We start from the raw sequence: 21,256 nt of genomic DNA, 5'->3' as shown, positions 1-21,256 counted from the left end.
CGGCAATGGCTGAGCAGGACACCGAATTCGGGCTGCGGGATCTGCTCGGCCTGCGCGAGCGGGCGGCTTGGCTGTTCCTGGTCATCCTCGAGGCGACCATCGCGCTGTACATGGTCCGGAACTTCTCGGAAACGCCGCTGTCCGCCGCCGTCGCCGCGCTGATCGTGCTGGCGCTGGCCGGTGTGGTGGTCGTGGCGTCGCCGGTCGACCCGCTGCCGTGGCCCGCGACCGTGTTCGTCGCCGCCGCCGGACCGGTGGCCACGATCCTGACCTCGTTCGACGTCGAACACGGCTGGTCGAAGCAGGTGTGGACGGCGTTCGCCGCGTCGTACGTGCTCGCCGTGCTGGTGCTGCGCGGACGGCTGGCCGCGGCGTGGCTCGGCGTCCTCGGCATCGGCGTGGTGATCGCGGTGGTGGGTGTGGTGGCCGGGCTGCGGGTCGGCGTGGTCGTCGGTTCCATCGTGCCGGTCGCCACGGTCGCGGGAGTGTCGCTGTTCGCGGCGATCATGCGCCCCACACAGCGCTCGCTGCGCCTGCTGCGGGAGGAGGCGACCATGCGCGCCGCGGCCGAGGCCGCCATGGCCGCGGAGAACGGGGAACGCAACCGGCAGATCGCCCGTCTCGACGCGGTGGCGCGTCCGATCCTGGAACGCATCGCCGACGGCGACGAACTCACCGCCGCCGAGCGGGAACAGTGCCGCCTCCTGGAAGCCGAGTTGCGCGACGGTCTTCGAGCCCCGCATCTGGTCACCGACCAGCTCAGCAGCGCCGCCCGCGGAGCCCGCTCGCGTGGCGTCGAAGTGGTTCTGCTCGATGACGGCGGTTTCGCGGGCGTCCCGGCCCCGGTGCGCCAGCAGGTGATCGACGCGGCCACCCGCGAGCTGGACGCCGCGAACGAGGGCTCGGTGACGGTCCGCATCCTCCCGACCGGCCGCCGCATTCTGGCGACCGTCCTGGCGACCGCGTCGGACCGAGACCGCCGCACCGAGATCGACGCGACCGGCGCGGTTACCGTGTCGACTTGAGGGTGTACTCGGCCTCCCGTGGGAGGAGCGGAATGCCGTGCGGGCAGCGTCCGACTGCGCTTGCTGACTCGAGCCGAGGGCCTGGCGACTCCTTGAACAAGCGGCGAACACTCAGGTTCTGCGCTTGTCACCCACGCAACCAGATGGCCCAGCTCCGACTTTCGAGCGAAGCGAGACCGGGCATTGTCCGTTCGCGGCCCGGCTCGCGTCCGAGTGGCCGCCGCGTCCGCGACGAAGTCGCCAGCGGCGGTCGCTCGGACGCGAGCCACAAGGGGGCCGCGAACACGCAGCGCCGCAGGCGCTGCAAATCCAACACTGTCGGTAGCCCATGGCATGGTTCCTTCCATGCGGAAGATGGGTGCGGCGGCTGCGCGTCGAACGGCGTTGGCGGCGCAGGGTTTCGGGGCGCGCAAGCCCGGACGGGCGACACGGCGATCGGTGCTCGGGGTACTGGACAGAACGCAGCTGCTGCAACTGGATTCGGTGTCGGCGGTGGTCCGGGCGCATTACGCGCCGGTGTTCAGCCGAATCGGTCCTTACGATCGCGCGCTGCTCGATCAGGCCGCGTGGAGCAATGGTGTGCGGCGGCCCCGCGCGCTGGTCGAGTACTGGGCGCACGAGGCCGCGCTGATCCCGGTGCAGGACTGGCCGCTGCTGCGCTGGCGGATGCGGCGGTATGAGCACGGGCGCTGGTCCGGCATGCGCAAGGTGGTGGAGCGCAATCCCACGTTGGGCAAGGACATCCTGGACGTGATCACCGAGGTGGGGGCGGCCACCGCCGGTGAAGTGGAGCGCCATCTCGAACTGGACAAGCCGCGGCCCAAGGGTTCCTGGTGGAATCTCAGCGACACCAAGATGATCTGCGAGCAGCTTTTCGCGGCGGGCGCGCTGTCTGTGGCCACCCGGGTCGGGTTCACCAGGCATTACGACCTCGCGGAGCGGGTGCTCCCGCCCGACGTGCTGGCGCGCGACGTCTCCGAGCAGGACGCGGTCCGCGAGCTGGTGCTGCGGGCGGCCACCGCGCACGGCATCGGCACCGAGGCCGATCTGCGCGACTACTACCGCCTGCAGCGCACCCAGACCGAGCCGGCCATCGCCGATCTGGTGGACGGGGGCGAGTTGATCCCGGTGGAGGTGGCGGGCTGGGGGAAACCGGCCTATCTGCGGGCCGGGGCGCCCACACCGCGCCGCATCGAGGGCGCCGCACTGCTGTGCCCGTTCGATCCGCTGATCTTCTTCCGCGCGCGCACCGAGCGGATTTTCGACTTCCACTACCGCATCGAGATCTACACGCCGGAACACAAACGGGTGCACGGCTATTACGTCTTCCCGTTCCTGCTGGACGGCGAACTGGTCGGCCGCGTCGACCTGCGCGCCGAACGCGCCGCCGGACGGCTGCTGGTACCGGCCGCGTTCGCCGAACCAGGCCACGACACCCCGGCCACCGCCCACGCGCTCACCGGCGCGCTGCGGGAACTGGCCGACTGGCTCGAACTCGACGACGTGGTGATCGGGGACCGGGGCGATCTCGCCGCGCTGCTGTAGGGCGAGCGCCGGTGCGGGCGGGGCTCAGGTGTCGTCGCGCTTCGGGCCGTGGCCGCGCATCTGGTCGCGCAGCGCGCCGTGCACGGCGCTGGACAGCCAGGCGTTCAGCGACTGACCGCTCTGTGCCGCAGCCTCTTCCGCGCGCGCCTTCATCTGCTCGACGAGCCGGAGCGTGACCCTGCTGATGTCTCCGGTCATCTCCTCGAACGTGGGCGGATCGTCGGTCGTCGTGCTCTTGCGCACATCCACGGAGGCGTTCGTGCCGTCGACCGACACGTGCACCGTGCGGTCGCCGAGCGCCGCGCTGACCTCCGCGGCGAGCTCGGACAGCGCGGCGAGCAACGCCAACCGGGCCGAACCCTCGGTCGCCGCGGCCAGCGCCGCCGCCGTGGCCTGGGTCTTCTCGTCGCCGAGCGCCGCGGCGGCGATCAGGTTCTCGCGCAGCTGTCCGGTGTACTTGTTCAAATCCATGACATCAGTCTGATGTCAAAAATGACGCCAAGCAAGCGGTGGTATGACGCCATCGTGTAGTCGGTCGCGGGCGATCGCCCCGCTGTTGCGGCCCGATCGCCGACAAGGGTGTCGAGGGTCTGTCCCAGACCGGGTAGCCTTTTTGACCATGACGAACGGTGAATCGACGCCAACGGAGCTGCGTGCGTCCGGCACGGTAGGTGTCGCGATGGTGACCCCCTTCAGTGCCGACGGCAAGCTCGACGTCGATGCCGGGGTCGCGCTCGCGGCCCGCCTGGTCGACCGCGGCGTCGACCTGCTCGCGATCTCCGGAACCACCGGGGAGTCGCCGACCACCACCGAGTCGGAGAAGGCCGATCTGCTGCGTGCCGTCGTCGACGCGGTCGGCGACCGCGCCACCGTGATCGCGGGCGCGGGCACCTACGACACCGCGCACTCGATCGAACTCGCGCGCTGCGCGCAGCGCGCGGGTGCGCACGGTTTGCTCGTGGTGACGCCGTACTACTCCCGGCCCACCCAGGCGGGCCTGATCGCGCACTTCACCGCCGTCGCTGACGCTACCGACCTGCCGGTCACCCTGTACGACATCCCGGGCCGGTCGGTGGTGCCGATCGCCAGCGACACCATTCGCAAGCTCGCCGAGCACCCGCGCATCGTCGCGGTCAAAGATGCCAAGGGCGACCTGAACATGGGCGCCGAGCTCATCGCGAGCACCGGCCTGACCTTCTACTCCGGCGACGACGCGCTCAACCTGCCGTGGCTGTCGGTCGGCGCGGCCGGATTCATCAGCGTGATCGGGCATCTCGTGCCCGAACGGCTGCGTGCGTTGCTGGAGGCGTATACCGCCGGTGAGGTGGTGCGCGCCCGGGAGATCAATGCCACGCTGCTGCCGCTGCACGCCGCGATGGCCAGGCTGGGCGGCGTCGCGATGAGCAAGGGCGGGCTGCGCCTGCTCGGGGTCGAGGTGGGCGAGCCGCGGCTGCCACAGCTGATGCCCTCCGCCGAGGAATTGGCAGCGTTGGCTGCCGATCTGCGCACGGTTGGGGTGCTCTCATGAGTGACCCCCTAGCTCGTCGTCGCCGCCGCAGCGCATCCCGCCCCGCGGGGGCGCCCGCACCGTCCGCGCCGGTCGAGCCGACGCCGCCCGCACCGCCGCGTGCGGCCGAACCGCGTGCGGCCGCGCCCGTCGAGGTGGCGGTGGAGGCCGCACCGGTCGTGCCCGCCGAGGCGGCGAAGCCCGCGCAGGCCCGCCCGGAGCCCCGGGCCAAGGAGGCGCCGTCCCGGCGTCGTGGACGCGCCGCCTCCGGCGGACGGCGAGCCGAAGCGCCCGCACCGCAGCCGGTTCCGACCGCCACGCACGACCGTCTCGGCGCCCCGCCCGCCCTGCCCCAGAACGGCCTGCGGGTGTTCGCGCTCGGCGGCATCGGCGAGATCGGGCGCAACATGACCGTTTTCGAATACGGCGGCAAGCTGCTGATCGTCGACTGCGGCGTGCTGTTCCCGGAAGACCAGCAGCCCGGCGTCGACTTGATCCTGCCGGACTTCCGTCCCATCGAGCACCGGATGGACGACGTGGTCGCCGTCGTGCTCACCCACGGCCACGAGGACCACATCGGCGCGGTGCCGTTCCTGCTGCGGCTGCGGCCCGATATTCCGGTCGTCGGCTCGAAGTTCACGCTCGCGCTGGTCGCCGCGAAATGCCGGGAGCACCGGCAGCATCCGAAGCTGGTCGAGGTCAGCGAGGGACAGCACACCACGCACGGCCCGTTCGGCTGCGAGTACTTCGCGGTCAATCACTCCATTCCGGATGCGATCGCCGTCGCCATCCGCACGCCCGCGGGCGTCGCCCTGCACACCGGCGACATCAAACTCGACCAGCTGCCGCTGGACGGACGGCTCACCGACCTGGCCGGATTCTCCCGGCTCGGCGACGAGGGCGTCGACCTGTTCCTGGTGGACTCCACGAACGCGGAGGTCCCCGGGTTCGTCACGCCGGAACGCGAGATCGGCGGAGTGCTGGACACGGTCATCGGCAAGGCACGCAGCCGGGTGATCGTCGCGTCGTTCGCCAGTCACGTGCATCGCATCCAGCAGGTGGTCGACGTGGCGCAGAAGTACGGGCGGCGGGTGTGTTTCATCGGGCGCTCGATGGTGCGCAATATGCAGATCGCCCAAGACCTCGGCTATCTGACGGTGCCGGACGGCGTGGTCGTCGACCTCGACGTCGCCGCGACCCTGCCGGGCCACCGCCTGGTGCTGATCTCGACCGGGTCGCAGGGCGAGCCGTTGTCGGCGCTGTCGCGGATGGCGCGCGGCGAGCACCGGCAGATCAACATTCGCGCCGACGATCTGGTGGTGCTGGCGTCCTCGCTCATCCCCGGCAACGAGAACTCCGTGTTCGCCGTGGTGAACGGCCTGGCCCGGCTGGGCGCCACGGTGATCACCCAGCAGAACGCCAAGGTGCACGTCTCCGGGCACGCGTCCGCGGGTGAGTTGCTGTATCTGTACAACGCGGTGCGGCCGACCAACGCGATGCCGGTGCACGGCGAGTGGCGCCACCTGCGGGCGAACGCCGCCTTGGCGGTGGCGACCGGGGTGCCCGAGGACCGGGTGGTGCTCGCCGAGGACGGCGTGGTAGTCGATCTGGTCGACGGCATCGCATCGATCGTCGGACGGGTGCCGGTCGGGCACGTGTACGTCGACGGGCTGTCGGTGGGCGATGTCGGCGAGTCGACGCTGTCGGACCGGCTGGTGCTCGGCGAGGGCGGTTTCATCGCGATCACCGTCGCCATCGACGAGACCACCGGCAAGGCGGTCAGCACACCCGAACTCAGCGGGCGCGGCTTCTCCGACGATCCGACCGCATTGCTGGACGCGGCGGAACTGGTGGAGGCCGAGCTGCTGCGGCTGGCCGGCGAGGGCGTCACGGACACCCATCGGATCGCGCAGGGCGTGCGACGGGTGGTCGGGCGCTGGGTGGCCGACACGTATCGGCGTCGTCCGATGATCGTGCCGACGGTTATCGGCGTCTGATCTCCCGAACGCGAAAGCGCCGGACAGCTCGGCTGTCCGGCGCTTTTCGCTCATTCGTGCGCGGTCACTCCTGGCAGGCCGCGGATTCGATCTTCGCGCTCTTGACGATGTTGCAGGCGAAGGTGTGGTCGACCTTCCACTGGCCGCCCTCGGAGACGAACTGGATGAACGCGTCGTCCACCGGGGTGCCGTCGATGGTGACTTTGGCGTCGGCCTTGAGCTTGCCGTCCTTCGGGTCGCCCACATTGGTGACCTCGACGGTGACCTTCTGCTTCTTCGCGGCGTCGACGAGGTTGGCGACCAGGTAGGGGTCCTGCTCGGCGGCCTGGATCCAGCTGATCTTCTCCGCGTTCGGCACGTTGGGATCGAACGCCTTCTGCAGCCGCTCGTTCAGCTGCGCGACGGTGGGCTTGGCCAGTGCGGGCGAGGACGGCGTGGTCGGCGCGGAGCCGGCCTCCTTGTCGCCCTTGTCGGAGCCACCCTCCAATTCGCCCGCCGCATGGCTGGGGTGGGCGCTGGTGCTCGGGGACGAGGAGTCGTCGCCGGAGGCGCACGCGGTCAGGGAGCAGGCCACTGCGGTGAGGACGACAGCCACGGCGGTCCGGAAAGTGCGGTGCTTCACGATGTTTCCTTCGACTCGAATACCGGGCATCAGCCGTGGTTGGACGTGCAGTTCCAGTGCACGATGTAGGCGTCGGAATCGTTGTGCAGCAGGGCTTGCCCCTGCGCGCTGCGCCGGGACGACGCGTACCCCCAGCTCCAGGTGCCGCTGCCGCTGGAGTACGCCACGGCGCCGCAGCCGTTGCGGAACCAGACCACCGAGTTGCAGTCCGCGGCGCCGCAGGAGCTCACGGCGCGCCGCTGCGCGGAAGCCGAATCCGGGTAGTCGTAGGAGTACCCGATCAAGCCGGTGGAGGTGGACAGCGCGATGGCGCCGTAGTTGTTGGTGTAGGCGTGCGCCGCGGGCGCGCTGACGGCCAGCGCGGTACCCGCGGCCGCCAACGCGGCCACACCGGTAGCAAACTTCTTCACGGAGGATTTGCCCCTTCTTGTCATTAGGCCCACGACCCGATGGGCCGAGAGACAAGGTACAGAGCGGACTCTCGTTGCGCTAGCCGGGAGATTTCCCGGCATGGGGAGTAACAGACCCTGTGGTATGAAATCCCGGCCTCTCCTGGCAGCTGATCGTCGTCGCGTTGCTCGGTGTTTCCTGCCGGGCGGTGGCCGAGGCAGGCTGCTGGAACTCTCCGGGCACGCCCATAACTCGAGCGGCACTCGACGCAGGACCTGAACGCGGTCCTGTGGCATCGACTGGTACGGCCCGAATATCGGAGAGGCGGGACAGAACAGGCTAGCCTGAAGGTCATGGCAGGTAAGTCCCGCAGCACCACGACGACTCGGGCGCGGGCGGGATCGGCGCGGGGGAAGGCCACCACGGCGCGGTCTCGCGCGGCCACGCCCCGCTCAGCGGCGCCCCGCACCCCCGCGCCCCGCGGACGGGCCACGCGCACCCGGCGCCCGGCGCGCGGCGCCTCGAACACGGCGCCGCTCACGGTGATCGGCCGCGGTATCAGCAGCGGCTGGACGATGCTGGCCCGCGGCGTCGGCGCGACCACCCGCACGTTGAGCCGGGCCGGGGAGATCGAACACGGACATCGGCGCGACGGCGTCGCGCTGGCCCTGATCGCGGTGAGCGCCGTGATCGCCGCGGCGGTGTGGTTGTCGGCGGGCGGGCCGGTCGGGCACTGGGTCGAGGACGTCATCCGCGCGATCTCCGGATCCGCCTCGGCCGCATTGCCGTTCGTGGCCTCCGGGATCGCCGTGGTCCTGATGCGTACCGAACCGCGCCCGGAGATCCGTCCGCGGCTGGTGCTCGGCGGCCTGCTGATCGGCCTGCCCATGCTGGGTTTGTGGCACGTCGCGGCAGGCGCCCCCACCGATGCGCACGGACGTTCCCGCGCAGCGGGTTTCGTCGGCTTCGTGGTCGGCGGGCCGCTGACCAACGGGCTCACCGCCTGGCTGTCGATACCGATCCTGTTGCTGGCCATCGTCTTCGGCGTGCTGCTGGTGACGGGTACGACGGTGCGTGAGGTTCCCGACAAGCTGCGACAGTTCTTCGGCACCGAGCGCGAGGGCGACGAATACGACCGCGACTACCGGGACTACGATTCGGCCGACTACGACGCCGACGGCTTCCCGGTGCACCGCTCGAGCGCCAAACGGCGCGGTCGCACACCCGCCGAGAACTACCCGCCCGACGAGTTCGGCGACCCCGGCGCGGCTACCGAAGTACTCGGCGAACCGCCGCTGCGTGACGCCAAGTCGATCGCGGCCGAAGAGCCCCCGGCCAAGCCGAAGCCGAAGAAGCAGCGACCTGCGGCGGTCGAGGATCAAACCCCACCGCCGCCGAAGCAGCTGGAATTCGTCGCCGACCGCGAAGTCGAGGGCGATTACACGCTGCCGCCGCTGTCGCTGCTGACCGACGGCGATCCGCCAAAGAAGCGCAGCGCCGCGAACGAATCGATGATCGAGGCGATCACCGAGGTGCTGGTGCAGTTCAAGATCGACGCCGCGGTCACCGGTTTCGTGCGCGGTCCGACGGTCACCCGCTACGAGGTCGAACTCGGGCCGGGCGTGAAGGTCGAGAAGATCACCGCGCTGGCCCGCAACATCGCGTATGCCGTCGCGACGGAGAACGTCCGGCTGCTCGCGCCCATCCCGGGGAAGTCCGCCGTCGGCATCGAGGTGCCCAACGCCGACCGCGAACTGGTCCGGCTGGCCGACGTGCTCAAGGCGCCGTCCACCCGCAACGACCACCATCCGCTGGTGATCGGTCTCGGCAAGAACATCGAGGGCGAGTTCGTCTCGGCCAATCTGGCCAAGATGCCGCATCTGCTGGTCGCCGGGTCCACCGGTTCGGGTAAGTCCAGTTTCGTGAACTCGATGCTGGTGTCGCTGCTGCAACGGGCGACGCCGGACGAGGTGCGGATGATCCTGATCGACCCGAAAATGGTGGAACTGACGCCGTATGAGGGCATTCCGCACCTGATCACGCCCATCATCACGCAGCCGAAGAAGGCCGCCGCCGCGCTGGCCTGGCTGGTGGAGGAGATGGAGCAGCGGTATCAGGACATGCAGGCGAACAAGGTGCGCCACATCGACGACTTCAACAAGAAGGTCAAGTCGGGTGCGATCACCGCGCCGCTGGGCAGTGAACGGGTGTACCGGCCCTATCCGTACATCCTCGCCATCGTCGACGAGTTGGCCGACCTGATGATGACCGCCCCGCGCGACGTGGAAGACGCCATCGTCCGCATCACCCAGAAGGCCCGTGCGGCGGGCATCCATCTCGTGCTCGCCACGCAGCGTCCGTCGGTGGACGTGGTGACCGGTCTGATCAAGACCAACGTGCCTTCCCGGCTGGCGTTCGCGACCTCGTCGCTGACCGACTCGCGGGTGATCCTCGACCAGCCCGGCGCCGAGAAGCTGATCGGCATGGGTGACGGGTTATTCCTCCCGATGGGCGCGGGCAAGCCGACTCGTCTGCAGGGCGCCTTCATCAGCGACGAGGAGATCCACGCCGTCGTCGACTTCACCAAGAACCAGGCCGAGCCCGAGTATCAGGAGGGCGTGACCGCGGCCAAACCGGGCGAGAAGAAGGATGTCGACCCCGATATCGGCGACGACCTCGACGTCTTCCTGCAGGCGGTGGAACTCGTGGTCACCTCCCAATTCGGGTCCACCTCCATGCTGCAGCGCAAGCTGCGCGTCGGCTTCGCCAAGGCGGGGCGGCTGATGGACCTCATGGAGACCAGGGGCGTGGTCGGCCCGAGCGAAGGTTCCAAGGCGCGTGACGTGCTTGTGAAACCCGATGAGCTGGAAGGGTTGCTGTGGTCGATCCGCGGTGGCGGCGACGGCGGCGATCCCGCCGAACCGCAGGAGTGATTGTGATGGTTCCCTCGGCGAGATTCGAACTCGCATCTCCCGGAATCTAGATCCGGCGCCTCTACCTATTGGGCTACGAGGGATCGGGGCGGTGCGGAACCATGAAAAAGGGGCCACCCCTTGGCGATTCGCCGCGGGGTGGCCCCTTTCGTACGGGTCCTTGCGAAAGACACGTTCAGGGGCCGCTCCGCACGCTCATCCGCCCATCCAGGACGGACGACGCGGATAGCGCGACCTGGGCGCACGACTGCCGGGCACTGCTCGGCGACACCTGTCGCAGCGCCGTCCCGGTCATCGATTCGCCTCCTGTGATCTTCGTTGCTATTGAAACTAACACCCGATTCCGGTGTTGTGAACCGCTTTCCGCCGCCGCCCCGGCGGGGTGCGGTTCTTTCGCCGCTGATGGGTCCGGCTCACCGTGGTTCAGCGGTGCGGCCGGGCGCAGGTCACGGGCCACGGCTGGCAGGACAGTCGAGGTAGCGCATGTGGAATCATGGTTGGCAACTACCCCGCAACCTAGTTAAACGGACAAATCGGGCATTATGGACGTCATGACCTTCGCTTCCGATCGGCGCACCGCATGCAGGTAACCGCACTCGAATGGGTGATCACCATCGCGGTGATCCTCGGATTGTTCGTCTTCGACTTCTACGCGCACGTCCGCACCCCGCACGAGCCGACGTTCCGGGAATCCGGATTCTGGTCCGCGGTCTACATCGGGCTGGCCCTGGCCTTCGGCGGCGTGGTCGCCTGGCAATGGGGCTCGACCTACGCGGGGGAGTACTACGCGGGCTTCGTCACCGAGAAGGCGCTCTCGGTGGACAACCTGTTCGTCTTCCTGATCATCATGTCCACCTTCGCGGTGCCGCGGATCTATCAGCAGAAGGTGCTGCTGATCGGCATCGTGATCGCCTTGGTGATGCGCGGCGTGTTCATCGGCATCGGCGCGGCCGCGATCAGCGCGTTCAGCTGGGTGTTCTACCTGTTCGGGTTCTTCCTCGTCTACACCGCCGTGAACCTGATGCGCGAGAGCGGCCACGAGGTCGAAGTCGAGGAGAAGCGCGACAGCCGCATCGTCGCGCTGGCCAAGCGGGTCCTGCCCACCACCGACGAGTACGACGGCGACAAGCTGGTGACCAAGATCGACGGACGCCGCGCCGTCACGCCGCTGCTGCTGGCCCTGCTGGCCATCGGCTTCGCCGACCTGCTGTTCGCGCTGGACTCCATCCCGGCCATCTACGGACTGACCGAGCAGCCCTACCTGGTGTTCACCGCGAACGCGTTCGCGCTCATGGGCCTGCGGCAGCTGTACTTCCTGATCGGCGGACTGCTCGACCGGCTGGTGTACCTGTCCTACGGCTTGGCGGCCATCCTCGCGTTCATCGGCGTGAAGCTGGTGCTGCACGCACTGCACGAGAACACGTTGCCGTTCATCAACGGCGGCGAGCACGTCGCGGTCCCGGAGATCTCCACGCCGGTCTCCCTCGGCGTCATCCTGGTCATCCTGGTCGTCGCCACGATCGCGAGCCTGCTCCGGACGCGCGCCCGGGTCGAGCGCTAGCGGGTCAGGACGCGAAGGCGCCGAACACCGGCGCCCACTCGACCGCGCGGACGTCGTCGATCAGGCCCTCTCGGGCGAACGGATCCTGCGTGAGCAGGTCCTTCAACGCGCCCGCGTCCTCCGATCGGAAGATCAGCAGCGCGCCGGAGCCGTCCGGGTACGGCCCGCTGCTGAGCAGGACGCCGGACTCGAGCAGACCGGCCAGCCACGCGCGATGCTCGGGACGGTGGGTGTCGCGACCGGCGACGGTGGCTTCGGAGTAGACGTAGTGGACGGCGAAGATCGGCACGGGTATCGCTTCCTGTGGGGACGGGCTCAAAGCGTCAGCAGCATTCGAGTATTGCCGAGGGTGTTCGGCTTCACATAGCTGAGATCGAGGAATTCCGCGACGCCGGTGTCGTAGGACCGGCACATCTCCGCGTACACCTCGGCGGTCACCGGCGTGCCGTCGATCTCCACGAAACCGTGCCTGCCGAAGAACTCCACCTCGAAGGTCAGCACGAACAGCCGCTGCAGCTCCAGTTCGCGCGCGACCGCGATCAGCCGCTGCACGATGAGCTTGCCCACACCGGCGCCCTTCACGTCGGGATGCACCGCGACGGTGCGCACCTCGCCCAGATCGGCCCACAACACGTGCAGGGCGCCGCAGCCGACGACGCGGCCGTCCAGTTCCGCGACCCAGAACTCCTGCACCGCCTCGTACAGCGTGACCAGGTTCTTCTCCAGCAGGATGCGCCCGGCGTACACGTCGACGAGGCGCTTGATCTCGGGCACGTCGGAGGTTCGGGCGCGTCGCACGACCGGGACGGAGGTCTGCGCGGCGGAGGCCGCGCCCGGGTGCGCGTCGCTGGTCGAACCACCTAATGGTCCCCGAGAGGTCATGGGGTGCACAGTAGTCGGCCCGGCTACCGATAGTCTGAACGTGTGCCGCAGATCCAGTCGTCCCGCTCACCGCATCGCGCCGGGCAGCGCGACGGGATGACGGGGCGGCCATGACGCGGCCGGCCGCGGGCGAGGCGGCGCGATGAGTGTGCAACCAGAGGAGACGGACCGTCCCTGGACCGCGCCCGGCCCGGTCCGGCCCGGGTTCGCGACCGCCCAGACCGAGGCGGGGGCGCCGCTGCTGAACATCGCGAACGTGCTCACCATGCTGCGCATCGCGATCGTCCCGCTGTTCGTCGTGACGCTGTTCGTCGGCGGGGGTGATCAGACGGGCTGGCGGATCACCGCCGCCGCGCTGTTCGGCCTCGCCGCCATCACCGATCGGTTCGACGGGCAACTCGCTCGCAAATACGGTTTGGTCACGGATTTCGGCAAGCTCGCTGACCCCATCGCGGACAAGGCGCTCATCGGGTCCGCGGTGATCGGCCTGTCGCTGCTCGGTGACCTCGCCTGGTGGATCACGATCGTCATCTGCGGTCGCGAGGTCGGCGTGACGCTGCTGCGGCTGGTGGTGGTGCGACGCGGGGTGATTCCCGCCGGACGCGGCGGCAAGCTGAAGACCCTGGTGCAGTCCCTGGCGATCGCCCTGCTGCTGTTGCCGTTGTCGGGCTGGTTCGCCGACCTGGGGATGGCGCTGATGTATCTGGCCGTCGCGCTGACCGTGGCCACCGGGCTGGACTACGTCGGCCAGGCGGCCAGGGTGTGGTTGGCCGGCGCACCGGGCCGCACGCGCGGCGCATGACCGATCCGCTCGTTGCCCAGGTGCCCGCCGCCGACCTCGTGCGGGCGCTGGTGACAGCGCGGCAAACCGTCGCGACCGCCGAATCGCTGACCGCCGGTCTGCTGGCCGCCGCGATCGCCGGGGTTCCCGGCGCCAGCGCCGTGCTGCGCGGCGGGTTGGTGGTGTACGCCACCGATCTCAAACACAGTCTCGGAGGCGTCGACGCGGACGTGCTCGCGACGGAAGGCCCGGTCGCGGCCAGCACCGCCGAGCAGCTGGCCGTCGGCGCGCGCACCAGATGCGGCGCGGACTGGGGTGTGGCGCTGACCGGGGTCGCAGGCCCGGATTCGCAGGACGGTCACCCGGTCGGCACGGTCTTCCTCGGCGTCGCTGGTCCGGTCCATTCCGAAGTGGTGCGGTTGAAACTCCCCGGCGACCGGTGGACGATCAGAATCGGCGCAACACGCACGGCGGTATCCGAATTGCTGCGCTGCGTGCGGGAGACGGGTTCGGTCGGCCGCGCCGGGCGCGGCGGTTAGCCCGGCGGGAACCAACCGGCCCCGCTCCGACGTTGTGCGAGAAAGAACGGCATGCGTGGGGTCACGAATCGCGTCGGCCCGGCGACCGGGAGCGAAGGAGAACGAGATGACGCTGCTGCGAGAGGCGATCGGGGACAGTCTGCGGCGTGCTCGTCTCGCCCAGAACCGGACCCTGCGCGAGGTGTCCACGTCGGCGCGGGTGAGCCTGGGCTATCTCTCCGAGGTCGAGCGAGGTCGCAAAGAGGCGTCGAGTGAACTGCTCGCCGCCATCTGCGAGGCGCTGGACGTGCCGCTGTCGCGGGTGCTGTGGGATGTGAGCACGATCATGGCGGGCGCCGACGGATTGCCGGTCGGCGCGGACGCGGAGAACGCCACCGCGCCCACAGCGGTCGAGCCGGAGGAGGCCGCCGCCGATTCCGCGGCGACCGCCGAGCCCGCACCGGCCTCCGCCTCCATGTCGGCGGCCGGGGCCGCGCCGCTGCCGCTGGCCGAAGACACCAGGATCGTCATTCCGGCGCCGCGAGCGGACATGCTGGTTCTGGTGAAGGGGATCTGACCGGCATGCGACGTGGCCGTCCCGGCAACGCTGCGGGCCGATGCGAAAAGCGGATAGATTCTCCGTAAGGCGTCGTTCGGGCCGGGCTCGCCCGGCCGGGGTGGCACATGGTGGAGGATAGGCACATATCGAGTGCGTGACGGTCGCGCACTGGAGTCGCGCCAGGGGCGCGGCATGTCAGATGGAGGCGGGATCAATCGATGGCTAATCCGTTCGTCAAGGCCTGGAAGTACCTGATGGCCCTCTTCGACGCCAAGATCGAGGAGCACGCGGATCCGAAGGTCCAGATTCAGCAGGCTATCGAGGAAGCCCAGCGGCAGCACCAGGCCCTTTCGCAGCAGGCCGCGTCGGTCATCGGCAACCAGCGCCAGCTGGAGATGAAGCTCAACCGGCAGCTGGACGAGGTCGAGAAGCTCAACGCCAACGCGCGCCAAGCCGTGTTGCTGGCCGATCAGGCCACCGCGGCGGGCGACACCGAGAAGGCGATCCAGTACACGAACGCCGCCGAGGCGTTCGCCGCCCAGCTGGTCACCGCCGAGCAGGCCGTCGAAGACCTGAAGGTGCTGCACGATCAGTCGCTGCAGGCCGCGGCCCAGGCCAAGAAGGCCGTGGAGCAGAACGCGATGCTGCTGCAGCAGAAGGTCGCCGAGCGGACCAAGCTGCTCAGCCAGCTGGAGCAGGCCAAGATGCAGGAGCAGGTCTCCGCGTCGTTGCAGCAGATGGATTCGACGTTGTCCGCGCCGGGCACCACGCCGAGCCTGGACGCGGTGCGCGAGAAGATCGAGCGCCGCTACGCCAACGCGCTCGGCGCCGCCGAACTCGCGCAGAACTCGGTGCAGGGCCGCATGCTCGAGGTGCAGCAGGCCAGCATTCAGATGGCCGGGCACAGCAAGCTCGAACAGATCCGCGCGTCCATGCGCGGCGACCAGCTGCCCGCCGGTGGCGCCCAGACCGCTATCAATCCGGCGCAGCCCAACGCGGCGCAGCCGCAGATGAACAAGGGGCAGGCCGCGCAGCAGTAGCCAGCGGAGGGACATTCGGCGAGGATGTGTCGGTGGGGGCTGCTTCACTGAAGGACATGGCACGGGTACCCGACCGGCCGGCCGTCGGCCAGGTCGGACCCGAGTTCGTCCGATGCGCGCGACCGGTGGGAGAGAAGGCATGAGCGGTCAGGCCTGGAGGCGGCAGCGGAGCGTGACCATGGAAGGCCCCGCTCATGCCGGAATGGATACAGCATGAGCGGCAGTGCATTTCGCGAGCGGCGGATCGAAACGTGGCGCCCGCGCGGGTCCGCGCTGATCCGGGCGCAGGCCGCGCTCGCGCCGCAGCCGGGCAGCCTACCGGACAGCATTCGGGAAGTCGGCGAGAACGCACTGGTCGCGGTGCGGCGCTGGGCCGATCCGCGGGAGCGGGAGTTGCGCCGCCGCCGCAGGGCTCGCCGCCGCAGCTTTCAACTCGGCACCGTCTCCGGCCTCACCACGGCGGGAACGGTGGGGCTGGTAGTCATTTCGGCGCCGGTCTGGGCCGTGGTCATGGTCGGCGGCGGCGCGGTCGCGCTGGTGACCGGTGCGGCGCTGAGCACGCGCCGGTATCTGCGGCTGCGCGGCGCTCCGCTGCCGCAGGCCGCGTTCATCCCGCGCAAGCAGCCGCCGCCGTGGTCGAACGCACGTCCGCCGATCGCGCGATTGGTGCGGGCGGAGAAGGCATTACACGGATTGGGTACGCAGATCGCCCGTTCGCGGCGGCTGCCGCAAGACGAGTTGGCGGACATGCTGGAGACGGCCGCCTCGGGCGCGGCGGCGCTGCATGCGCTCGCCGCCGACATCACGGCCATGGAGCAGGGGCTCGCCGCGATGGGCCGCGCGAATTCGCCTGCCGCCGTGGCGCTCACCGAGAACCTGCGACTCGTCCTCGACCGGCTCGAAACCGGCGTGGCGGAGTACGAACAGGTCGTCGCCGCCGCGGGCCGGATTCTCGCGGTCCCCGAGAACACCGTGGTGCGGCACAACTTCGACACCATCGTCGCGGACCTCCGGCATGCCTCCGACCGGCTGGACGGATGGGCTCAGGCCCTCACCGAGGTCGCCGACCGATCGGTGCCCGCGTCGCCGCAACCACCGATCTGATCGATCCGGCTCAGCGCGTCCGGTCCCGGCCGCGCAGGTCTTCGGCCCTGGCGCGGAGGGCCGCACCGACCAGTTCGCGGCTCTCGGCCACCAGGTCGAGCACCTCCCAGGACGCCTTACGCGCGGCGGAGCCGACGATCCCCGCTATCGCCGAACCGTGCCGTCGTGCCGCCGCCGCGAGTTCTTGTGCCAGCTCACTCGTGTGTTCCATCAGGCCCCGACCGTCACGTGATGTTCAGTGCATGACTGTGTGCTGAATGGGGTGTCGGCATGGATGGTCCATCCCTTCTTCTTGTCGTTCAAGGTCATTTCGGTTTGAAGATCAGAGTACATCCGTGCACTGAATTGGGGTACCGTCCAGGCGCGGCGCGGGCAGATACCGTCAGCGGATCCGATCACGCTGCTCGGCAGGGCAATTGCCCATGCCGGACACGTCGCCAAGGCAAATCGGTAGGCTTCGGCGAATGCGGTTTCTTTCGACTGGCAGCCGCGACAGTGGGCGCGTCGCCGGTCTGGCGCGCGGCCTGGATCGCTGGTTGGTCGATCGCAGCGCGCGTGTCCGGCCGACGCGGGCGGATCGGGTGCTGAAAGCGTTGAGCACCGCGGCCGACAAGAACCGCCTGTGGATCGCGCTCGGCGCGGTTCTGTTCGCCGCGGGAGACCGCTCGGCTCGTCGCGGCGCGGTGCGTGGTCTGCTCGCGCTGGGCGTCGCCAGCGGCGTGGCCAACGGGATCGCCAAACCGCTGTTTCCGCGCCGTCGTCCACCCGACGAATCCGTTCCCTTCGTGCGCAGGTTGGTCGCTCCGCCGGTGTCGTCGTCGTTCCCGTCCGGACATTCGGCCTCGGCCGCCGCGTTCGCCGCGGGACTCGCACTGGAATCCCCCGTGGCGGGCGCCGTGGTGGCTCCGGTCGCCGCCGCGGTCGCGTACTCGCGGGTGCACATCGGCGTGCACTGGCCGTCCGATGTCGTGGCCGGTGCGCTGTTCGGCGGCGCGGTCGCGCTGGTCACCAGCCGGTGGTGGGCGGTGCGCGACGACGAACCCGCCACCCTCGGCCCGGTCGAACACATCGAGCCGCTGCCCGGTGGCGCCGGACTCCTGCTGATCGGCAACCCGCAGGCGGGAACGGGCGACGACGTGCTCGCCGTGCTGCGCGAGCGACTGCCCGCCGCCACGGTGCTGGAGATCGGCGGCGCGGAGGATGTCGAAGAGCGGGTCGAGCAGATGGTGGGGCGCGAGGACATCGTCGCGCTCGGCGTCGTCGGCGGCGACGGAACGGTGTCCACCGTCGCGCAGTACGCGGTGCGGCACGGGTTGCCGCTCGCGGTCTTCGCGGGCGGCACACTGAACCATTTCGCCAGGGACGCGGGGGTGGAGGATCCCGAGGTGACCTTCGCCGCGCTGGAGGCGGGCGATGCGGTCCGCGTCGACGTGGCCGAGGTGCGTCTCGACGACGCAGGCGAACGAGTCTTCGTCAATACCGCCAGCCTCGGCGGGTATCCCGATTTCGTCCGCATCCGGGAGCGCTGGCAGCGCCGGGTCGGAAAGTGGCCCGCCGCGGGAATCGCCATGGTGCGCGTGCTGTTCCGCGCGCAGCCACTGCGGGTCACCGTGGACGGCACGCGCATCGCGCTGTGGATGCTGTTCGTCGGAAACGGCACCTACCAGCCGGCCGACCAGGTACCGATGGCGCGCCCGAGGCTGCACGGCGGCACGCTCGACGTCCGCTACCTCCGCGCGGATGTCCCGTTGTCGCGGTTGCGCCTGATCTCGGCGACGTTCACGGGCACGTTGGGGTACTCCGCCACCTATGTCCACCGCCGGGTGTCCCGGCTGGAGGTCCGGGTGGCCGACGAACCGGTCTCGCTGGCGACCGACGGCGAAGTCGACCATCGGGGCAAGGTCTTTCGGTTCCGCAGCAGGCTGGCGGAGCTGATCCTGATCGAGGGCGGACAGGCGCATCCTGCGGCACGCCACACCCCCAGTAGGTAGCGCAATGATTGCTGCATTGCAGATTCCGCTGTGCTGATCCGCTGAAATCACCGCTGGTTCGGTTTGATCGAGCGGATGACGGGTAGTTGCCACCCTGTAGCTGATCGACCCGACCCGGTGCTGGGCCGGGACCATGCACAACTGGGTAGGAGCACGTCATGCTCGATGTTTCCCACCGGCAATCGCTGCTCGACGAGGATACCCAGCGGCTGGACATCAGCCGCTATCTGGCGTGTGAATCCGCCGATGACCCGGTGCGAAAGGCGCGCAGGACACAGCGCGTCGACGCCGGACTCGGCGCCGATCGATCCACAAGCGACTGAACCCCCTTTCTCGGTACGCGCGGTGTACAGCCGCGTTCTGTCGGCCTGCGCATCGCACCGAACGAACTGCGGAGGAACCCATGACCGAAATGCTGGAAACGCTCATCGGCAGCTCTGTGTACGACCCCGGCGGCGCCAAGATCGGCAAGGTCAAGCGGGTCTATGTGGACAACAACTCCGGTTCGCCCACCTGGGTCGCGGTGTCCACCGGGCTGTTCAGCCCCGATGCCTTGGTCCCGCTGGCCGGAGCCGAGCATCGCGCCGACTCGGCCGTCTTGCAGGTACAGGTCGAGAAGGAGGCGGTGAAGTCCGCGCCCCAGCTGGACCATGACGGGCAGATCAGTCCGCAGGCCGAGCAGGAGCTGTTCGACCACTACCAGATCGATCCGGACTGCGCGGCGTGGGACGTCTACGGCAGGCAGCCGCTGCCGGACCAGCGGCCGCCTGCCGAAAGGGGGATGCTGCGCTCGGACGAACGCTGCGATATCGGCGCCGAGCAGGAGGATGCCGGGATGGCACGGATGCGCACGTTCCTGGAGGCCGAAGAGGAGACGCTGCGCATGCCCGCCACCGGCGACCCGATGCGGATCCAGCCCGAACGGGTCGCCGACCCGTACGCAGTCGACTCGGCCGATCTCGGTATGCAGGAACCAAAGGTCACGTCGTCCGACGGGATGGAAGACCCGGAGCGCCCCAGGCGCTGACCGGAGCGCCCGGACCGGCCGCGCCCGGGGCGTCCACCCCGGCGCGACCGATTCTGGCGACGCCTGTCCTCACCGAGGCCGCTTCCCCGAGGCGGGCCACGTCGGCGGCGCGACCGGCGACAGGAATTGCCATGCGCGTGTCGCGGCGTGCAAGTTGAACCGGGTGTTGACATCGCGCAGATCGAAGCCGGTGAGCTCGCGGATGCGCCCCAGGCGGTAGCGCAGCGTGCTGCGGTGGATGTGCAACGCCGCGGCCGAGTCGTCGTAGTTGCCACCGCATTCCAGATATCGGCTCAGCGTGTACACCAGGTCGGCATGGTGATTCCGGTCGTAGTCGAGCAGGACGCCGAGCCACTCGCGCATGAACTGCTCGACTTGGCCGTCGGCTCGGGCGGCGTCGACGAGACGGTAGAAGCCCAGCTCGTCGAACGCCGTCGCGCCGTCGGGTATCCGTGACCGCAGCCGGATGTTGATCGCGCTGCGCGCGTCATCGAAGGATCGGGCGAAGTCGCTCGGCTGGGCGCAGCTGCCGCTGATGCCGATGGTCACCGGCGTCGTGTCGAGATGCTCGCAGATGGCGTGGTGCAGCGTGACCGCGTCGGGGCGGCGGTCGGTGATCAGGACGACCATGCCCGCGTGGCGTCCCTGGATGGAATGCAGATCCAGGGCGGTCGCGGCGCGGCCGACCGCGTCGGGGAGGGCGTCGTCGTCGCTGTGCACGAGCACCACGTAGTGCTCGCCGTGCAGGTCGTAACCCAGTGCCTCGGCACGGGCGAAAGCGCTGTCGTCGTCGGTGCCCGACAGCAGATCGTCGACCAGTTCCCGGCGCAACCGCAGCTCGATCTCGGCGAGGTTGCGCTGATGCGCCAGCTCCAAGGCGAGCACCGTGCTGGCGTAGCTGAGGGCGAAGACATGATCCTCGGTCACCCGGTTGTCCGGGTCGATCAGCGCGAGAGTGCCCAGGATCTCGGTGCGCGGCTTCACCAGCACCACCATCCGATCGCGAATGCGCAGCGGCGCGTTGTGGGTGGCGAGGCGGTGCAGCAATTGTTCGCGCTGCTGCGGTGGCGCTTTCGGATAGGGATCCGGTCGGCCGGGCCCCGACCAGGCGCGCAGGTTGCCGAATGGGTCTTCGATGGCGACCGGGAACCCGGTCAGCTGCGCCAACGCGTCCGCGATGCCCTGCTCGCCGGTGCCATAGGCAGCGGCGCTGGACAACACCTCATGCACGCGGGTGCGGTGCTCCAGCCACAGCACGGTGGCGGACAGATGCTCGTTGATGGCGGTGAGGTCGACGGCATCGGCGGACGCCCGTTCGCGCGGCGCGGCATCCGCCAGCGCGGCGCCCACGAGCCGGGTGAGCACGGTGAGCAGGACGATCTCCTGCGGCGGCGGTTCGTGATCGGCGGCGGCGACCAGCGCGCCGACCGTCTCGGACCGGTTGCGCAGCGGGAACGCCCAGCCCCACTGACCATGGGGCAGCCGAATCCGGCCCGCACCATGCCGGACACGGAGCTGGGCGGCCAAATCGGGCGGGGGAGGCTGCGGCTGCGGGCAGAGCAGGTAGTCGCCGTCGACCACCCGATAGCAGGCCAGCGTGCGGCAACACCCGATGGTCGGCACGGCCTGCGCGGCGATCCGGATGATGTCCTGCTCGCCATGCTCGGTGAAAAGCCGCACCGACAGTGCGCCCAGGGCACACAGCGCCGAAGCCGGTAGGGACGACAGTGCGCCGCCGACATCCGAACTCGACGTTCGCTGGTTCATGGGCTCC

Annotated in this window: 21 protein-coding genes and 1 tRNA gene; 14 read left to right on the top strand and 8 right to left on the bottom strand. The window is 69.4% G+C overall.

The genetic code is table 11. The annotated features are described in order from the left end of the window. Positions 1 to 5: 5 nt before the first annotated feature. Both ON34_RS17075 and ON34_RS17070 read left to right on the top strand, forming a co-directional pair. Positions 6 to 1,025: a DUF8320 family protein gene (locus ON34_RS17075; protein WP_040780520.1), complete on the top strand. Its 1,020-nt coding sequence runs from the start codon at positions 6 to 8 to the stop codon at positions 1,023 to 1,025. 345 nt (positions 1,026 to 1,370) lie between these two features. Next, positions 1,371 to 2,570: a winged helix-turn-helix domain-containing protein gene (locus tag ON34_RS17070; protein ID WP_040780469.1), complete on the top strand. Its 1,200-nt coding sequence runs from the start codon at positions 1,371 to 1,373 to the stop codon at positions 2,568 to 2,570. A 24-nt stretch (positions 2,571 to 2,594) separates the two neighbouring features. Here ON34_RS17070 and ON34_RS17065 read toward each other — a convergent pair whose 3' ends face one another. After that, on the bottom strand, positions 2,595 to 3,041 hold the full coding sequence (locus tag ON34_RS17065; protein WP_040780467.1) for a hypothetical protein: 447 nt from the start codon (positions 3,039 to 3,041) through the stop codon (positions 2,595 to 2,597). Positions 3,042 to 3,189: 148 nt separating this feature from the next. On the opposite strand from ON34_RS17065, the gene dapA reads away from it, so the two are divergent. Both dapA and ON34_RS17055 read left to right on the top strand, forming a co-directional pair. Further along, on the top strand, positions 3,190 to 4,098 hold the full coding sequence (dapA, locus tag ON34_RS17060; RefSeq protein ID WP_040780466.1) for a 4-hydroxy-tetrahydrodipicolinate synthase: 909 nt from the start codon (positions 3,190 to 3,192) through the stop codon (positions 4,096 to 4,098). Further along, the gene (locus ON34_RS17055; protein ID WP_040780465.1) at positions 4,095 to 6,074 is read left to right on the top strand and encodes a ribonuclease J; all 1,980 of its coding nucleotides are present in this window, start codon (positions 4,095 to 4,097) and stop codon (positions 6,072 to 6,074) included. The genes dapA and ON34_RS17055 overlap by 4 nt, the downstream gene beginning before the upstream one ends. 64 nt (positions 6,075 to 6,138) lie before the next feature. On the opposite strand, the gene ON34_RS17050 is transcribed toward ON34_RS17055, so the two are convergent. Together ON34_RS17050 and ON34_RS35570 are read right to left on the bottom strand one after the other, a co-directional pair. Further along, positions 6,139 to 6,696, bottom strand: coding sequence for a WKL family lipoprotein (locus ON34_RS17050; protein ID WP_040780519.1), 558 nt, complete (start codon positions 6,694 to 6,696; stop codon positions 6,139 to 6,141). Between the two features lie 29 nt (positions 6,697 to 6,725). Further along, positions 6,726 to 7,106 (bottom strand): DUF4189 domain-containing protein, encoded by a 381-nt coding sequence (locus ON34_RS35570; protein ID WP_245548071.1) that lies wholly within the window; start codon positions 7,104 to 7,106, stop codon positions 6,726 to 6,728. Between the two features lie 333 nt (positions 7,107 to 7,439). On the opposite strand from ON34_RS35570, the gene ON34_RS17040 reads away from it, so the two are divergent. Continuing rightward, positions 7,440 to 10,019 (top strand): DNA translocase FtsK, encoded by a 2,580-nt coding sequence (locus ON34_RS17040; RefSeq protein ID WP_040780462.1) that lies wholly within the window; start codon positions 7,440 to 7,442, stop codon positions 10,017 to 10,019. Between the two features lie 6 nt (positions 10,020 to 10,025). On the opposite strand, the gene ON34_RS17035 is transcribed toward ON34_RS17040, so the two are convergent. Continuing rightward, positions 10,026 to 10,102 (bottom strand) — tRNA-Leu (locus ON34_RS17035). A gap of 497 nt (positions 10,103 to 10,599) precedes the next feature. Between ON34_RS17035 and ON34_RS17030 the strand changes: the two genes are divergently transcribed. Beyond that, a complete protein-coding gene (locus ON34_RS17030) occupies positions 10,600 to 11,580 on the top strand; it encodes a TerC family protein (RefSeq protein WP_040780460.1) in 981 nt (326 codons plus the stop codon). Between the two features lie 4 nt (positions 11,581 to 11,584). On the opposite strand, the gene ON34_RS17025 is transcribed toward ON34_RS17030, so the two are convergent. Together ON34_RS17025 and ON34_RS17020 are read right to left on the bottom strand one after the other, a co-directional pair. Further along, positions 11,585 to 11,869, bottom strand: coding sequence for a YciI family protein (locus ON34_RS17025; protein ID WP_040780458.1), 285 nt, complete (start codon positions 11,867 to 11,869; stop codon positions 11,585 to 11,587). Positions 11,870 to 11,895: 26 nt separating this feature from the next. After that, on the bottom strand, positions 11,896 to 12,462 hold the full coding sequence (locus ON34_RS17020; RefSeq protein WP_040780457.1) for an amino-acid N-acetyltransferase: 567 nt from the start codon (positions 12,460 to 12,462) through the stop codon (positions 11,896 to 11,898). Between the two features lie 142 nt (positions 12,463 to 12,604). Between ON34_RS17020 and pgsA the strand changes: the two genes are divergently transcribed. From pgsA to pspM, 5 genes are all read left to right on the top strand, one after another. Next, positions 12,605 to 13,264 (top strand): CDP-diacylglycerol--glycerol-3-phosphate 3-phosphatidyltransferase, encoded by a 660-nt coding sequence (gene pgsA / locus ON34_RS17015; protein ID WP_040780455.1) that lies wholly within the window; start codon positions 12,605 to 12,607, stop codon positions 13,262 to 13,264. Then, complete coding sequence (locus ON34_RS17010) at positions 13,261 to 13,782, top strand: CinA family protein (RefSeq protein WP_040780518.1); 522 nt, start codon at positions 13,261 to 13,263, stop codon at positions 13,780 to 13,782. The genes pgsA and ON34_RS17010 overlap by 4 nt, the downstream gene beginning before the upstream one ends. Before the next feature lie 106 nt (positions 13,783 to 13,888). Next, positions 13,889 to 14,338 (top strand): helix-turn-helix domain-containing protein, encoded by a 450-nt coding sequence (locus ON34_RS17005; protein ID WP_040780453.1) that lies wholly within the window; start codon positions 13,889 to 13,891, stop codon positions 14,336 to 14,338. Positions 14,339 to 14,538: 200 nt separating this feature from the next. After that, positions 14,539 to 15,360, top strand: coding sequence for a phage shock protein PspA (pspA, locus tag ON34_RS17000; protein ID WP_040780451.1), 822 nt, complete (start codon positions 14,539 to 14,541; stop codon positions 15,358 to 15,360). Positions 15,361 to 15,573: 213 nt separating this feature from the next. Next, positions 15,574 to 16,464: a phage shock envelope stress response protein PspM gene (gene pspM / locus ON34_RS16995; RefSeq protein ID WP_051022772.1), complete on the top strand. Its 891-nt coding sequence runs from the start codon at positions 15,574 to 15,576 to the stop codon at positions 16,462 to 16,464. Positions 16,465 to 16,474: 10 nt separating this feature from the next. On the opposite strand, the gene ON34_RS16990 is transcribed toward pspM, so the two are convergent. Further along, entirely contained in the window at positions 16,475 to 16,675 is a 201-nt protein-coding gene (locus tag ON34_RS16990) for a hypothetical protein (RefSeq protein ID WP_040780449.1), read from the bottom strand. 253 nt (positions 16,676 to 16,928) lie between these two features. Here ON34_RS16990 and ON34_RS16985 point away from each other — a divergent pair, with 253 nt between their 5' ends. The 3 genes from ON34_RS16985 to ON34_RS16980 all read left to right on the top strand — a co-directional run bounded on the left by ON34_RS16985 (position 16,929) and on the right by ON34_RS16980 (position 19,482). Next, positions 16,929 to 18,455 (top strand): bifunctional phosphatase PAP2/diacylglycerol kinase family protein, encoded by a 1,527-nt coding sequence (locus ON34_RS16985; RefSeq protein WP_083889508.1) that lies wholly within the window; start codon positions 16,929 to 16,931, stop codon positions 18,453 to 18,455. A gap of 158 nt (positions 18,456 to 18,613) precedes the next feature. Continuing rightward, positions 18,614 to 18,778, top strand: coding sequence for a hypothetical protein (locus ON34_RS36095; protein ID WP_157172319.1), 165 nt, complete (start codon positions 18,614 to 18,616; stop codon positions 18,776 to 18,778). An 80-nt stretch (positions 18,779 to 18,858) separates the two neighbouring features. After that, positions 18,859 to 19,482, top strand: a complete 624-nt coding sequence (locus ON34_RS16980; protein ID WP_051022771.1) for a PRC-barrel domain-containing protein — start codon at positions 18,859 to 18,861, stop codon at positions 19,480 to 19,482. 69 nt (positions 19,483 to 19,551) lie between these two features. On the opposite strand, the gene ON34_RS16975 is transcribed toward ON34_RS16980, so the two are convergent. Next, complete coding sequence (locus ON34_RS16975) at positions 19,552 to 21,249, bottom strand: PucR family transcriptional regulator (protein ID WP_083889507.1); 1,698 nt, start codon at positions 21,247 to 21,249, stop codon at positions 19,552 to 19,554. Positions 21,250 to 21,256 lie beyond the last annotated feature (7 nt).

The sequence above is a fragment of the Nocardia pneumoniae NBRC 100136 genome (assembly GCF_000308755.1).
GTDB lineage: Bacteria > Actinomycetota > Actinomycetes > Mycobacteriales > Mycobacteriaceae > Nocardia > Nocardia pneumoniae.
Note: the sequence above shows the minus strand (reverse complement) of the source record. Positions and strands in the feature narration are given on the sequence as shown.

Coding starts and splice junctions, on each gene's coding strand:
- ON34_RS17075 (WP_040780520.1), top strand. CDS start 6: ATGGCTGAGCAGGACACCGAATTCGGGCTGCGGGATCTGCTCGGCCTG.
- ON34_RS17070 (WP_040780469.1), top strand. CDS start 1,371: ATGCGGAAGATGGGTGCGGCGGCTGCGCGTCGAACGGCGTTGGCGGCG.
- ON34_RS17065 (WP_040780467.1), bottom strand. CDS start 3,041: ATGGATTTGAACAAGTACACCGGACAGCTGCGCGAGAACCTGATCGCC.
- dapA (WP_040780466.1), top strand. CDS start 3,190: ATGACGAACGGTGAATCGACGCCAACGGAGCTGCGTGCGTCCGGCACG.
- ON34_RS17055 (WP_040780465.1), top strand. CDS start 4,095: ATGAGTGACCCCCTAGCTCGTCGTCGCCGCCGCAGCGCATCCCGCCCC.
- ON34_RS17040 (WP_040780462.1), top strand. CDS start 7,440: ATGGCAGGTAAGTCCCGCAGCACCACGACGACTCGGGCGCGGGCGGGA.
- ON34_RS17030 (WP_040780460.1), top strand. CDS start 10,600: ATGCAGGTAACCGCACTCGAATGGGTGATCACCATCGCGGTGATCCTC.
- ON34_RS17020 (WP_040780457.1), bottom strand. CDS start 12,462: ATGACCTCTCGGGGACCATTAGGTGGTTCGACCAGCGACGCGCACCCG.
- pgsA (WP_040780455.1), top strand. CDS start 12,605: ATGAGTGTGCAACCAGAGGAGACGGACCGTCCCTGGACCGCGCCCGGC.
- ON34_RS17010 (WP_040780518.1), top strand. CDS start 13,261: ATGACCGATCCGCTCGTTGCCCAGGTGCCCGCCGCCGACCTCGTGCGG.
- ON34_RS17005 (WP_040780453.1), top strand. CDS start 13,889: ATGACGCTGCTGCGAGAGGCGATCGGGGACAGTCTGCGGCGTGCTCGT.
- pspA (WP_040780451.1), top strand. CDS start 14,539: ATGGCTAATCCGTTCGTCAAGGCCTGGAAGTACCTGATGGCCCTCTTC.
- pspM (WP_051022772.1), top strand. CDS start 15,574: ATGAGCGGCAGTGCATTTCGCGAGCGGCGGATCGAAACGTGGCGCCCG.
- ON34_RS16990 (WP_040780449.1), bottom strand. CDS start 16,675: ATGGAACACACGAGTGAGCTGGCACAAGAACTCGCGGCGGCGGCACGA.
- ON34_RS16985 (WP_083889508.1), top strand. CDS start 16,929: ATGCGGTTTCTTTCGACTGGCAGCCGCGACAGTGGGCGCGTCGCCGGT.
- ON34_RS36095 (WP_157172319.1), top strand. CDS start 18,614: ATGCTCGATGTTTCCCACCGGCAATCGCTGCTCGACGAGGATACCCAG.
- ON34_RS16980 (WP_051022771.1), top strand. CDS start 18,859: ATGACCGAAATGCTGGAAACGCTCATCGGCAGCTCTGTGTACGACCCC.
- ON34_RS16975 (WP_083889507.1), bottom strand. CDS start 21,249: ATGAACCAGCGAACGTCGAGTTCGGATGTCGGCGGCGCACTGTCGTCC.